At 71.7% G+C, this 14,029-nt stretch carries 10 protein-coding genes; 3 read left to right on the top strand and 7 right to left on the bottom strand.

Annotation, left to right across the window (positions count from 1 at the left end; genetic code table 11):
* Positions 1–123 precede the first annotated feature (123 nt).
* Positions 124–627 (bottom strand): 30S ribosomal protein S9, encoded by a 504-nt coding sequence (rpsI, locus tag WMR31_RS19540; RefSeq protein WP_340540569.1) that lies wholly within the window; start codon positions 625–627, stop codon positions 124–126.
* Between the two features lie 49 nt (positions 628–676).
* Positions 677–1,120, bottom strand: coding sequence for a 50S ribosomal protein L13 (gene rplM, locus WMR31_RS19545; protein ID WP_340540599.1), 444 nt, complete (start codon positions 1,118–1,120; stop codon positions 677–679).
* Positions 1,121–1,403: 283 nt separating this feature from the next.
* Here rplM and WMR31_RS19550 point away from each other — a divergent pair, with 283 nt between their 5' ends.
* A complete protein-coding gene (locus tag WMR31_RS19550) occupies positions 1,404–2,696 on the top strand; it encodes a citrate synthase (RefSeq protein ID WP_340540570.1) in 1,293 nt (430 codons plus the stop codon).
* A 137-nt stretch (positions 2,697–2,833) separates the two neighbouring features.
* On the opposite strand, the gene WMR31_RS19555 is transcribed toward WMR31_RS19550, so the two are convergent.
* From WMR31_RS19555 to WMR31_RS19565, 3 genes are read right to left on the bottom strand one after another with little or no spacing between them, the layout of a single operon-like run.
* Positions 2,834–4,144 (bottom strand): M1 family metallopeptidase, encoded by a 1,311-nt coding sequence (locus WMR31_RS19555; protein ID WP_340540571.1) that lies wholly within the window; start codon positions 4,142–4,144, stop codon positions 2,834–2,836.
* Positions 4,144–8,016 carry a Pls/PosA family non-ribosomal peptide synthetase gene (locus WMR31_RS19560; RefSeq protein ID WP_340540572.1) on the bottom strand — a complete coding sequence of 1,291 codons (3,873 nt, stop codon included), beginning with the start codon at positions 8,014–8,016 and terminating at the stop codon, positions 4,144–4,146. The genes WMR31_RS19555 and WMR31_RS19560 overlap by 1 nt, the downstream gene beginning before the upstream one ends.
* Before the next feature lie 47 nt (positions 8,017–8,063).
* A complete protein-coding gene (locus WMR31_RS19565; RefSeq protein WP_340540573.1) occupies positions 8,064–8,540 on the bottom strand; it encodes an EVE domain-containing protein in 477 nt (158 codons plus the stop codon).
* Between the two features lie 162 nt (positions 8,541–8,702).
* Between WMR31_RS19565 and WMR31_RS19570 the strand changes: the two genes are divergently transcribed.
* The gene (locus WMR31_RS19570) at positions 8,703–9,896 is read left to right on the top strand and encodes an FAD-dependent oxidoreductase (RefSeq protein WP_340540574.1); all 1,194 of its coding nucleotides are present in this window, start codon (positions 8,703–8,705) and stop codon (positions 9,894–9,896) included.
* Between the two features lie 21 nt (positions 9,897–9,917).
* Here WMR31_RS19570 and WMR31_RS19575 read toward each other — a convergent pair whose 3' ends face one another.
* Positions 9,918–10,889, bottom strand: coding sequence for a YihY/virulence factor BrkB family protein (locus WMR31_RS19575; protein WP_340540575.1), 972 nt, complete (start codon positions 10,887–10,889; stop codon positions 9,918–9,920).
* A 46-nt stretch (positions 10,890–10,935) separates the two neighbouring features.
* Positions 10,936–12,510 (bottom strand): long-chain-fatty-acid--CoA ligase, encoded by a 1,575-nt coding sequence (locus WMR31_RS19580; RefSeq protein WP_340540576.1) that lies wholly within the window; start codon positions 12,508–12,510, stop codon positions 10,936–10,938.
* Positions 12,511–12,627: 117 nt separating this feature from the next.
* Between WMR31_RS19580 and WMR31_RS19585 the strand changes: the two genes are divergently transcribed.
* On the top strand, positions 12,628–13,959 hold the full coding sequence (locus tag WMR31_RS19585; protein WP_340540577.1) for a S1C family serine protease: 1,332 nt from the start codon (positions 12,628–12,630) through the stop codon (positions 13,957–13,959).
* Positions 13,960–14,029 lie beyond the last annotated feature (70 nt).

Raw genomic sequence — 14,029 nt, forward strand, 5'->3', positions numbered from 1 at the left:
TGGGTGTCTAGGGGTGTCGCTGGGCACCCGGGCGCGCGTCGGAGACCGGCCCGGACGCACGTCGGTCGGCGGCCCGGAGCGGGCCGCCGACCGACGTCTGCGTGCGAATGAAGCGCCTCGGGATCAGCGCTTGCTGAACTGGGGCGCCTTGCGGGCCTTCTTCAGACCGGCCTTCTTGCGCTCGATGACGCGGGCGTCACGCGTGAGGAGCCCGGCCTTCTTCAGGGTGGGACGGTTGGCCTCGACGTCGACGTCGTTGAGGCAGCGGGCCACGCCGAGGCGCAGGGCGCCGGCCTGACCGGTGATGCCGCCGCCGTGGATGCGGGCGATCACGTCGAAGCGGCCCTCGAGCTGCAGCGCGGCGAAGGGCTCGTTGACGACCTGCTGGTGCAGCTTGTTGGGGAAGTAGCTGTCGAGGGCACGGCCGTTGACGCGCCACTGGCCGGTGCCGGGCACGATGCGGACGCGGGCGACGGCCTCCTTGCGGCGGCCGGTGGCCGCGGCGGGGGCGATGGTCGCCGGGCGGGCCGGAGTGTCGGCCGACGGCGCGCTCTCGGACGTGTAGGCCACGCCCTCCTCGTTGACCTCGAAGGTCTCTTCCTCGGTGCTGGTGGGGTTCTCGGACACTGTTGTTACCTGCTCGTCTGCTCTGTGGCTCTAGTGGCTGGAAGGTCGATTACTGGGAGATCTGGACGATCTCGTGGGGCACGGCCTTCTGAGCGGCGTGCGGGTGGTCGGGGCCGGCGTAGACCTTCAGCTTGGTGAGCTGCTGACGGCTGAGCTTGTTCTTGGGGAGCATGCCCCACACGGCGTTCTCGATGACCTTGCGTGCGTCCTTGGCGAGGAGGTCGCCGATCGCGGTCTCGGTCAGTCCGCCCGGGAAGCCCGAGTGGCGGTAGACCTTCTTGGTGTTCGCCTTGTTCGCGGCCAGCGCGACCTTGTCGGCGTTGACGACGATGACGAAGTCACCGCCGTCGACGTTCGGGGCGAAGGTCGGCTTGTGCTTGCCGCGCAGGAGCGTGGCGCACTCGACGGCGAGCCGGCCGAGGACGACGTCCTGGGCGTCGATGACGTGCCAGGAGCGCTCGATGTCACCGGGCTTGGGGGCATAGGTACGCATGTTGGTGCTCATTCTCGTTCGTGGGATCCGTCCGGGGGTGCCCGGGCGGGCTTGCCCGATCGCTCGGGCGTGAGACTTCTGACGAACTCGGTCCGGCTCCTCTTCGTCCGGATCTGCATCCCGGCCGTGGTACGGCGGCCGGGACGCGGCAGGAGACTCGACCGATCAAGATACGTGGCGCACCGAGATCTGGGCAATTCGACGCCGCACACGCGCGCGCCCGTGCTGTCCGCTTCGTGGTGCCGGGTTTCTGGTCCGGCGCGCCGACGACTAGGTTGACAGGGTGACCGACTCTCTTACCGTCCGCGACAACCGCACCGGCACGGAGTACGACGTCCCGATCGTCGACGGCACCATCAAGGCTGCCGACCTCGGGAAGATCCGCACCGACGACGAGACCCCGGGGCTCGCCGTCTACGACCCGGGCTTCGTCAACACCGCCTCCTGCCGCTCCGCCGTCACCTACATCGACGGCGACAAGGGCATCTTGGAATACCGGGGCTATCCGATCGAGCAGCTGGCCGAGGGGTCCAACTTCCTCGAGGTGGCCTACCTGCTGGTCAACGGCACTCTTCCGACCAAGGAGGAGTACGAGGCCTGGGTGCACGAGATCACCTACCACACGTTCGTCCACGAGAACGTCAAGACGTTCATGGAGGGCTTCCGCTACGACGCGCACCCGATGGGGATGCTGATGGCGTCGGTGGGGGCCCTCTCGACGTTCTACCCCGAGGCCGCCGACATCAAGGACCCCGAGAACCGGCACATGCAGATCATCCGGTTGATCGCCAAGATGCCGACCCTCGGCGCCTGGGCCTTCCGGCACGCGCAGGGCAAGCCGTTCGTCTACCCCGACAACGACCTGAGCTACACCGCCAACTTCCTCTCGATGCTGTTCAAGATGAGCGAGCAGCGCTACGAGCCCGACGAGCGACTCGTCAAGGCCCTCGACGTGCTGTTCATCCTGCACGCCGACCACGAGCAGAACTGCTCGACCAACGCCGTGCGCTCGGTGGGCTCTTCGCAGGTCGACCCGTACTCCGCCGTCGCGGCCGGCATCGGCGCGCTCTACGGCCCGCTGCACGGTGGCGCCAACGAGGCGGTCCTGCGTTCGCTGCGCCGGATCGGGTCGAAGGACAACATCCCCGACTTCATCAAGGGCGTGAAGGACGGCAACGAGCGGCTGATGGGCTTCGGCCACCGGGTCTACAAGAACTACGACCCGCGCGCCCGGATCATCAAGAAGGCCGCCGAGGACGTCTTCGAGGTCACCGGCACCGAGAACCCGCTCCTCGAGATCGCCCTGGAGCTGGAGAAGATCGCGCTCGAGGACGAGTACTTCGTCAAGCGCAAGCTCTACCCGAACGTCGACTTCTACTCCGGCCTGATCTATGAGGCCTTCCAGTTCCCGCCGGAGATGTTCACCGTGCTGTTCGCCATCGGCCGCACCCCCGGCTGGCTGGCCCAGTGGCTCGAGCTGGTCCAGGACCCCGAGCAGAAGATCGCGCGTCCCAAGCAGATCTACACCGGCGACCGCACCCTCGACTTCACCCCCGCCGACAAGCGCTGGGCCTGACGCACCCGAGGTCGCCCCACGTCGACCCGTCAGCCATGGCTGACGGGTCGATGTGCATTTTTCGCTGACCCGTCCGCTATAGCTGACGGGTCAGCGCCATCGAGGGTGACCCGTCCGCTATGGCTGACGGGTCAGCGTCACTGGGGGTCCGGCAGGTCGGGGAGGTCGGTCTCCTCGAGCCAGGCGGTGAACAGCTCGTCGAGGTCGGCGCCGGTCTGGGTGGCGGCGAGTGCGGTGAAGTCGGCGGTGACGACGTTGCCGCCGGCGTACTCGGCGACCCAGGTGCGCAGGAGGTCGAAGAAGGCGTCGTCACCGACGGTGCGACGCAGGGCGTGGAGGGTGAGGGCGCCGCGCTTGTAGACGCGGTCGTCGAACATCAGCTCCGGGCCGGGGTCGGCCAGCAGCAGGTCCTGGTCGAGGTCGGAGAGGCGCTCGTGGTGGTGCTCGGCCCACCAGTCCGCGCTCTCGCCGCCGGAGGCCTCCGACCACAGCCACTCGGCGTAGCAGGCGAAGCCCTCGTGCAGCCAGATGTCGCGCCAGCGCGCCAGCGTGACGGCGTTGCCGAACCACTGGTGGGCCAGCTCGTGGGCGACCAGGCGCACGCAGTCCCAGTCGTCATCCATGAAGTTGCGACCGAAGGTCGACAGGCTCTGCGACTCCAGTGGGATCTCGAGGTCGTCGTCGGTGATGACCACCGCATACGCCGGGAACGGGTAGGGACCGAACAGCTCGGTGAAGGTCTCGACCATCTCCGCGCTGCGGCCGAACGCCTCCTCGAAGCCCTCCCCTGGATCGGCGGGGACGGCGGCGCGCACCGGCGGCTCGGAGCCGAGCTCACGGACGTCGTACCGCCCGATCTGCACGGTGGCCAGGTAGGTGGCCATCGGCTCGTCCTGCTCGTAGACCCACGTGGTGGCGCCGGCGCCGCGGCTCTTGGTCGTGAGCGTCCCATTGGCGACGACGGTGTAGTCGTTGGGCGCGGCGATCCGGATCCGGTAGGGCGCCTTGTTGTCGGGTCGGTCGTTGCACGGGAACCACGTGGGGGCGCCGTGCGGCTGGGCGGCGACGATGACGCCGTCCTCGAGCTCCTCCCAGCCGGCGTCGCCGTGGTGGCGCACGACCAGCGGCCGCGGCCGGCCGGCGTAGGCGATCTTGAGGGTGAACGTCTCCCCGGCCGGGATCGGGTCGCGCGGGGTGACCACGAGCCGGTGGCCGCGATGGGCGAAGCGCGGAGAGGCACCGTCGAGGGTCACCTTGGTGGCCCTCAGGTGCGCCAGGTCGAGGACGACGCGCGAGAGCTCCTCGAGGGCTCGTGCCTCGATCACCGCCGATCCGCGCAGCTGGTTGCCGGCCAGGTCGTAGGACAGGTCGAGGTCGTAGGACTCGGCCTCCCAGGACGGGTCGCCGTGGCCGGGCAGATAGGGGTCGGCGCTGGGCAGCTGACTCATCAGGCGTCGGCCCCGCGGTCCCACGGTCCGATCGGGTTGCCGATCCACGCGGTCCGGTCGGGCACCGACTCGCCTCTCATCACCAACGACACGGGGCCGACCGTAGCGTGCCGGCCGAGCGTCGCCGCGGGGAGGATGACGCTGTTGGGGCCCAGGGTCGCGCCGCGACGCAGGGTGACGACGTCCATCGCGAATCGCCGGTCGTGGAACAGGTGGGTCTGCACGACGCTGCCCTGGTTGACGGTGGCGCCGTCGCCGAGCTCGACCAGGTCGGTCTCGGGGAGCCAGTAGGTCTCACACCACACGCCGCGCCCGATGCGTGCGCCGAGCATGCGGAACCAGGCGTTGAGCACGGGCGTGCCGCTCACCGCGCGGGCGAACCACGGCGCCGCGACCACTTCCACGAAGGTGTCGGAGAGCTCGTTGAACCACACGAAGCCGCTCCACAGCGGATGGCTGCCGGGCTTGAGCCTCCCGATCAGCAGCCACTTGGCGAGCACGGTGACCAGAGCGGCGGCGAGCCCGGCAGCGATCAACAGCGGTCCGGTCAGCAGCAACGCGACGACGACGGCGAGACCGGTCCCGTCGCCGAGCAGCGCGACCACCCCCGCTGCGACGAGGCCGGCGAGCCCGAAGGCGACCATGGCCGGCACGAGGCGACAGACCTCGACCAGCGCGCGGTAGACCCGCAGCCTGGTGGGCGGGTCGAAGGTGCGGTGGTCGACGGCAGCGGCGTCGGCGCTGCGGCGCAGCGGGGCCGGCGGGCTGCCGAGCCACGACTCCCCCTTGCTCGCGCGGCGTCGCTGTGGTGCCGCGGACAGCACGGCCACCAGCGAGGCCTTGGGCACTCGGCGTCCCGGAGCCGCCATGCCGGAGTTGCCCACGAAGGCGCGCTTGCCGATCTTGACCCGCTCGGCGCGCAGCCATCCGCCGCCGAGCTCGTAGCCGCCGATGAGGGTGTCGTCGGCCAGGAACGACTCGTCGTTCACCTGGGTCAGTGAGGGGATCATCAGCACGGTGGAGGCCTCGACGTCGCTGCCGATGCGAGCACCGAGCGCGCGCAGCCAGTGCGGAGTGAGGGTCGAGGAGTAGAGCGGGAACAGCCAGGTGCGGGCCTCGTCCAGCACACGCATCGTGGTCCACACGGCGAGAGCCGGACGGCTGCGGACCGGGTGGACGCCGGCCGCCACAGCCAGGCCGGCCAGCCGGACCACGAGCAGGACCAGCAGGGTCAGCGTCAGCAGGCCGATCACCGTCGAGACCGGCAGCCAGGCCGCGAGGGCGAGCAGACCGGCGGCGTCGGCGGGGCGTTCGGCGAGCAGCAGCGGCGGGAGCAGCGCGGCCGCGATCGCGACGACGGGGAGGGCGGCGAGGACGAGTGCCACGATCGAGTAGGCGGCCACCCACCAGCGGCTGGCGTCGGGTCGCGCCGACCAGGGGCCGCGGGCGTCGTCGGTGATCGGCTCTGCGGGCGAGCCGGCCCACAGCTCGCCGTCGGGCACCGCGCCGAAGACCGAAGAGCCGGGCGCGATCTCGGCGTCCGCGCCGACGTCGGCGCCGGGACACAGCATCGAGCGGGCACCGATCCGTGCTCGCGCGCCGACCCGGATCGGGCCCAGGTGGAGCACGTCGCCGTCGACCCAGTAGCCGCTCAGGTCGACCTCGGGCTCGATCGAGCAGCCCTTGCCGAGGGTGAGCAGTCCGGTGACCGGCGGGATCGAGTGCAGGTCGACGTGGCGGCCGACCTTCGCGCCGAGCAGGCGGGCGTACCAGGTCATGAACGGCGCCCCGGCCATGCCGACCGCCCCCAGCTCGTCGGCGACGTGACCGGCCAGCCACAGCCGCAGGTGGGTCTTCCCTCCGCGCGGATGCTCGCCGGGGCGCACGGGATGCAGCAGGATCCGTGCCGCGGCGGTGGCCAGCAGCATCCGCCCCGGTGGCGCGACGAACCCGATGCCGAGGACGACGAGCAGCCAGACCGGCAGCGCGGGCAGCCAGCCCAGCCCGTCGAGACCGCCGAGCAGCAGGCAGGCCAGGCCGACCCAGAACACCCAGCGCGGTGCGGCGAGACAGCGCACCAGCACCGTCGCGAGCACCTGACCGGCCTGCGTCTTCAACGGCGTGGGCGGCACGCTGCGGTCGGAGGCGGGTCCGGCGACGGTCATCGTGTCGAGGTGTCCGGCGATCGCGGCGAGCGCCGGGTGCTCGTACAGATCGCCGACCACGACCTCGGGGAAGCGCTCCCGCAGCCGGCCGACCAGCTGCGCGGCCGACAGGCTGCCGCCGCCCAGATCGAAGAAGTCGTCGGTGGGCTTGTCCGGACCGGCGCCGAGGATGTCGAGCCACAGCCCGGCGATCCACGCCTCGGTCTCGGAGAGCCCAGTGGGCGCCGACCCCTCGGTGCGTGGCAGCGGCCAGGGCAGCGCGTCGCGGTCGACCTTGCCCGAGGTGCGGGTCGGGAGGGTGCCGACCAGCGCGAGCCTCGGCACCAGCGCGGCCGGCATCGACGTCCGGAGCCGGGCGAGGGCCTCGCCCTGGTCGAAGCTGTCGTCGGTGGCGAGGTAGCCGACCAGCAGGCTGTTGCCCGCACCGGTCTTGCGGACCGCCGCGGCGGCGCCGTGGACGCCGGGCAGCGCCAGCAGCGCGCTGTCGATCTCGCCGAGCTCGATCCGCCTTCCGCCGAGCTTCACCTGGTCGTCGGCGCGGCCGCCGAACAGCAGCCCAGCGGGGTCGTTGACCACCAGGTCGCCGCTTCGGTAGGCGCGCTCCCAGCCGAGCGTGGGCATCGGGGCGTACTTCTCGGCGTCCTTGGCGGGATCGAGATAGCGGGCCAGGCCCACCCCGCCGATGATCAGCTCGCCGGTCTCCCCCGCCGCGACCGGCCGCCCGTCGGCGTCGACGACGGCGAGGTCCCAGCCGTCCAGCGGCAGCCCGATGCGCACCGGACCCTCGCCGCTCAGCTCGGCGCCGCAGGCGACGACGGTCGCCTCGGTCGGCCCGTAGGTGTTCCAGACCTCGCGCCCGGGAGCGACCAACCGCGCGGCCAGCTCTGGCGGGCACGCCTCGCCGCCCATGATCAGCAGCCGCACCCGCGCGAGCGCCGCGGCCGGCCACAGCGCCACGAGCGTGGGCACCGTCGAGACGACGGTGATCTGGTTGGCGACCAGCCACGGGCCGACGTCGATGCCGCTGCGCACCAGCGCGCGGGGCGCGGGCACCAGGCAGGCGCCGTAGCGCCAGGCGAGCCACATCTCCTCGCAGCTGGCGTCGAAGGCCACTGAGAGGCCGGCCATCACCCGGTCGCCGACACCGAGCGGCCGGTCCTGGCAGAACATCCGCGACTCGGCGTCGACGAACGCCGCCGCGGAGCGGTGGGTGACCGCGACGCCCTTCGGCTTGCCGGTCGAGCCGGAGGTGAAGATCACCCACGCGTCGTCGTCGAGGCCGGGATCGGCCGGCTCGACGGCGTCCGCGGGCCGGCGCCGGGTGATCGCGAGGTCGTTGCCGACCACCGCGGCGACGTCGGCCTCGCCGAACACCAGCCGCGCCCGCTCGTCGGGGTCGTCGGCGTCGACCGGTACGTAGGCGGCACCGGCCAGCAGGACGCCGATGATCGCGACGTACAGGTCGGTGGTTCCCGAGCTGACCCGCACGCCTACCTTGTCGCCGGGGCCGATCCCGAGCGTGGCGAGCTCGGCGGCAAGGCCGTCGGCCGCCTCCTCGAGCTCGCCATAGGTGAGGACGCCGGTGCCGGCGTCGACCGCCGGCTCCTCGGCGGCCTGGGCCGCGGTCTCCCGGAAGATCTCGACCAGCGTGCGCGGCGGCGGCGCGAACGCTGCTCGCCGCAGTGGATCGACTACGGCGGCACTCACGCGGTGGATTCTCCATCACCCGAATGAACGAGAGGTGACGTCGACCGTCAGTGCGCGGGCGTGCCGCCGGCTCCGATCACCCGAACCGGCTCCTCGGTGGCCGCGCGGGCGTCGCGTAGGGCACCGGCGACCGCGCCGAAGTCGCCGCTGGGCACCTCGAACAGCCCGCGCTTGAACGGCAGCCCCCAGTGCTCCTCGTCGTCGACGAATCCGAGCATCGGCAGCAGCGGCCGCACCGGCACCGGCTCGACCGGCTCGAAGCGCACCCGTCGGCGCCAAGGACGGAAGTCGGGCCGCAGCTCGACGCGGTAGGGCTCGTCGTCGTCGATGACGCCGAGCGCGGTGAACTGCTGCAGCGGCCGCTTCTCCCCCATCGCTCGGCGCGGCGAGTAGAACGCGATCCCGTCGCCGCGGGCGAGCCGCCGCAACCGGGTGTCCTTGCCGTGGTCGGCCTGGGTGAAGCCGCCCTCGACCCCCAGCAGCACGTGGTCGAGGCTCACGGTGTTGATCCAGTAGCGCGCCATGACCCCACGGTCGCACCGGCCACCGACACTCTCGGGTGGCGACGGGTGGAGACCCGGGTGGGATAGTCCCTGGCGTTCGGGTTGCCTCGACGGCGTGTCGACAACCCGAACGCCAGGGACTATCCCGAAGATCCGCAGTAAGTGCGGCGAGGAGGACGGTGGATGAGGGTAGGGATCGTGGGGCTCGGGACGAGCGGGACGACGCTGGCGTGCCTGTTGCACGACGCCGGGCACGAGGTCACGGTCCTCGAGCAGGCAGCGGACCCGCGGCCGGTCGGGGCCGGCATCTGGCTGCAGGCCCTCGGCCAGCGGGTGCTCGACAGGCTCGGCCTGCTCGAGCCGCTGCGGGCGGTCTCGCGCGACGTCGACCGCGTGGCGATCCACACGGCCTCCGGCCGCCGTCTGGTCGACCTCGGCTTCGACGCCCTCCCGGGCGCGACGCCCGCGCTGGGCGTCCACCGCGGCGCGCTGTTCACGATCCTGCACACCGCCGTCCGCGAACGCGGGATCGCGGTGCGCACCGGGGTGGTCGTCACTGGCGCGCGCCCCACGCCGTCGGGCATCGCGGTCGAGACCGCCGCCGGCGACCTCGGCACCTTCGACCTGCTCGTCGGCGCCGACGGGAGCCGCTCCCCGGTCCGCCGCAGCATGAACGTGACCACCCGCGACCACAGCTACGAGTACGGCGCCCTGTGGACGATCGTCGAGGACGCCGGCGCGGACCGACACCGGGTCGACGGCACCCTCTACCAGTGCCTGTCCGGCACGTCGGACTACCTCGGCGTGCTGCCGACCGGACGCACCGGTGCCTCGATGTTCTGGTCGGTGAAGGCCTCGGGCATGGCGCGGGTCCTCGAGGCCGGGCTCGACGCCTGGCGCGAGACGGCCGCCCCCCTCGCCGGGCCCTACGCTCCCCTCCTCGACCGCGTCGAGGAGCTGCTCCCCGCCGGCTACCGCGACGTCGTCGTGCGCACGCCGGTACGGGTCGAGGGGCGGTACGGCGCGGCACTGGTCGGCGACAGCGCGCACGCGATGAGCCCCCAGCTCGGCACGGGGACGTCGTTGGCTCTCGCCGACGTGTGGTCGCTGGCCCACGCGCTCGCCACGCACTCGCGGCTGGCCGAGGCGCTGCCCGCCTACGCCAGGGAACGGGCGGCGCACCTGCGGTGGTACCAGTGGACGACGCGGCTGATGATGCCGGTCTTCCAAAGCGACCTGGCGCCGTTGGCGTGGCCGCGCGACGCCCTCGCACCCTGGGTCGCTCGGGCGATTCCGCGCACTCTCATCGGCACGCTCTGCGGGGACCGCACCTCGCCGTGGACCTCCTGGCCGCTGCCCGGCCTGGACCCGGTCTGACCGGGCACCCTGGATCCACGCTCAGCCGTCGACGACGGTCTCGTGCGGTCGGCCCGGGTCGGCGTCGGCGGGCTCGGGCTCCTGGGCGCGCAGGGCCTCCAGCTGAGCGCACACCGCGATCCCGAAGAACAGCGAGATCGACGACATCAGGCTCCACAGCAGCAGCGCGACGATGCCGGCCAGGGGTCCGTAGGTGCTGTCGAAGGAGCCGCTGAGCTTGACGTAGAGCGCCAGGCCGGCGGCCGCGGCCATGCTGAGGGCGACGGCCACCCCGGATCCGAGCGCGAGCCACGACAACGCCGGTTGCCGGCGTCGCGGCGCGTGGTTGAGCAGGATCGCGATCGTGAGCACCAGCAGCGCCATGCCCGCCGGCCAGCGCAGCACCTGCCAGACCCGGTGCGTGGTCTCCGACCAGCCGTACTCGACGACCATCGCGTCCCCGAACGCCCCGCCGGCCACCAGCAGGAAGAACCCGAGACCGACCGGCAGCGCCAGCACCGCCGTCAGGACGGCCGCGCGACCGTACTTCGCCAGCGCGGGCCGGTCGCGACGGATGCCGTAGATGCGGTTGCTGCCGCGCTCGACCTGCGCCATCGCCGTCGTCATCGACACCAGGGCGAGCAGCAGACCGAGGACGAGGGCCACCTCGCCGGCACGCTCCGAGCTACCGGAGAACGCACCCGCGAGCGCGTCCTTGCCGTCACCGCCCGGCGAGACCGCCTCCACGGTCCGGGCGATCACGCGCGACCAGCGATCGTCGTCCACATCGGCGGCGAGACCGGTCACGGCCAGCAGGAACGGCACCACGCCGAGGCAGGTCTGCAGGGCGAGGGCGCGGCTGTTGGTGAACCCGTCGCCATACCGGAACCGCACGAACGCGCCACGCAGCACGGCGACGATGCCGTGGTGTCGCGCGAGGTGCCAGGCGTCCTCGGCGTCGAGCTCCTCGCCGTCCATCTCGGTCGTGACGGGCACGAGTCGGGCGGTGGTCATGGCGCAAGCATGGCGTCTCGGGCACGCGTCCCGAGCGGGCCCCCGGTCAGACCTGGCGCTCCCTCCCGGCCCAGTGCGGAGCCCGCAGGTCGCGCTTGAGGATCTTGCCCGTCGGATTGCGCGGCAACGGCCCGGTGATGTCGACCGATCGGGGGCACTTGAACTTCGCCAGGTGCTCGCGGCAGTAGGCGATCAGCTCCTCCTCGGTGGCCTCGGCGCCGTCGTTGAGTGACACCACCGCCTTGACGGCCTCGCCCCACGTGTCGTCGGGGACGCCGATCACGGCGACCTCCATCACCGCCGGGTGCTCGGCGAGCACCCGCTCGACCTCGGGCGAGTAGATGTTCTCGCCGCCGCTGATGATCATGTCCTTGAGCCGGTCCTGCACGAACACGTAGCCGTCGGCATCGACCTTGCCGAGGTCGCCGGTGCGGAACCAGCCGTCGTCGGTGATGACCTGGGCGGTGTCCTCGGGCTTGCCGAGGTAGCCGTGGAACACCTGCGGGGTCCGCAGCCAGATCTCGCCGTGCTCGCCGACCGGCACGTCCTCGAGGGTCGCGGGGTCGACGATGCGCACCTCGACCTCCGGGATCGGCTTCCCCGCCGAGACCAGTCGCTCCGGATGCCCCGACTCGATCGCGGTGCGGTGGTCCTCGGCCGACAGCTGCGTGGCCACGCCGCCCACCTCGGTGAGGCCGTAGACCTGGAGGAAGTCCGTGTCGGGCCAGGCCGCCATCGCGGCACGCAGCAGCGGCGGCGGCATCGGCGCGGCGCCGTAGGTGTAGGTCTTCAGCGCGCCGAACAGCTTGACGGCGTCCGGTCCGGCCTGGAGCACCTGCGCGAGTACCGCCGGCACCAGGAAGGTGCGATTGGCGCCGGCGAGGATCGCGCCGGCCAGCGAGGCGCCGTCGGGGTCGCGGGTCATCACGCTGGAGACGCCGTCGTTGATCGGGAAGAGCACGTAGGACGAGCCACCCACGTGGAACAGCGGCATCGAGACCATGCACTTGTCACCGGGCTCGAAGCTCCATCCGTGATGGGCGTTGCGAGTGTGGCTGACCATGTTGCGGTGGCTGAGCGTGACGCCCTTGGGCCGGCCGGTGGTGCCGGAGGAGTACATCACCAGGCAGATGTCCTCCGGGGTCACCTCGTCGGGGCGCGCGGTCGGTGTGGCGGCGGCGAGCCACTCCTCGTAGGCGTCGTCGACGCCGTCAGGTGTCACCTCGATGATGTGCTCGACGGTGGTGAGACGGTCGCGGATCTTCTCGACCGTCGGCATCAGCTCGCGCCCCACGAACAGCACCCGCGCACCGGAGTCGTTGACGGCGTAGTCGACCTCGTCACCGGCCGAGCGCCAGTTGACGATCGCGTTGGCGGCGCCGAGCGAGCCGGCGGCCAGCGTGGTCTCGACGCAGGCGGGGTGGTTCTTGTCGAGGAACGCCACGACGTCGCCCCGGCCGACGCCGAGCGCGCTCAGGCCGCCGGCGTTGCGCCGGACCCGGTCGTTCCATTCCGCCCAGGTGAACGTGCGTCCCAGATAGGTGACCGCTTCGGCATCGGGCGTGTGCTCTGCCCAGTAGGCGATCCGGTCGTCGACGAAGTGCGGCTCGGGTGCGTCCATCGCCCGATTCTGGCTGCCACGCGTGTTCCACGCCACAGTCCGAGCAGATGAGATTTCTTCACCGCGCCCCAGCGCGATCTCAGCCCGCTCACAGGCGAACCCTGGAACCTCGAGGGTATGAACGACACTCCCTCTCGGCCCGATGGGCAGTTCGACGACTACCGGGACTACCCGCCGCCGCCGACCCGGTCGTCCCAGACGCCGCCCAGCCCCTCCCAGAACCCCTATGCCCCCCAGCACACCCAGCAGCTTCCCCTCCAGGGCCCTCCCCCCGCGCCGCGAGGCCCTGCCTCGGCGGCCGGCCACCCGTCGTCCCGTCCACCGGCCCGCGGCCGCAAGGGCTTCGCGGCCGCCGTCGTCGCGGCGGCTCTCGTCGTCGGGGCGGGAGGTGGACTCGGCGGTGCCGCGCTCTACGACGCGATGTCGGGGAACGACACCGCGAGCAACAGCTCCTCCGCACCGGTCACCACCAGCAAGGTGGTCAGCACCCCTGACCAGGACGCCGCCGACGGCAGCGTCGAGCAGGTGGCCAAGACCGTGCTCCCCTCTGTCGTCAAGCTCGACGTCGCCGGCGCGCAGGGCGTGGGCTCCGGCTCGGGCATCGTCCTCAGCTCCGACGGTCTGATCCTCACCAATGACCACGTGGCCTCGGTGGCCGAGAACGGCGGCACCATCACGGCGTCCTTCTCCGACGGCAGCCACGCGAAGGCGACGATCGTCGGCACCGACCCCCTCACCGACACCGCGCTGGTCAAGGCCGAGGGTGTCTCCGGGCTCACCCCGATCACGATCGGCGAGTCGGGCAAGGTCGAGGTCGGCCAGGAGGTCGTCGCCATCGGCTCGCCGTTCGGACTCGACGCCACGGTCACCTCCGGCATCGTCAGCGCGCTCAACCGGCCGATCGACGTCAGCGACCAGGGCCAGAGCGCCCCCACGGTCTACCCGGCCATCCAGACCGACGCGGCGATCAACCCCGGCAACAGCGGTGGCCCCCTGGTCGACATGAACGGGCACCTGATCGGCATCAACGCCTCCATCAAGTCGGCCGCGGCCGGCGGCGGCGAGGCCGGCTCGATCGGGCTCGGCTTCGCGATCCCGATCGACGAGGTGCTTCCGGTGGTCGACCAGATGAAGGCCGGCGAGACCCCCACCCACGCCCGCCTCGGCGTGAGCGTGCAGGACGCCGGCGCGGGTGCGGCGGCGGGCGCCGTCGTCGACGGGGCGAAGATCTCCCAGATCGGCTCCGGCTCGGCCGCCGGCAAGGCGGGCCTCCAGGACGGCGACGTGATCACCAAGGTCGACGACACCATGATCACCGGCTCCGACTCGCTGATCGCGACGGTGCGCTCCTACCGCCCCGGCGACAAGGTGACCATCACCTACGAGCGCAACGGCTCCGAGCACACCACCCAGCTCACCCTCGACTCGGACGCCGGCACCAGCTCCTGATCCCCCATCCGCGCTGACCCGTCCGCTATAGCTGACGGGTCAGCGCAGATTTCGCGGTGACCCGTCCGCT

Source organism: Nocardioides epinepheli (assembly GCF_037936805.1).
Taxonomy (GTDB): domain Bacteria; phylum Actinomycetota; class Actinomycetes; order Propionibacteriales; family Nocardioidaceae; genus Nocardioides.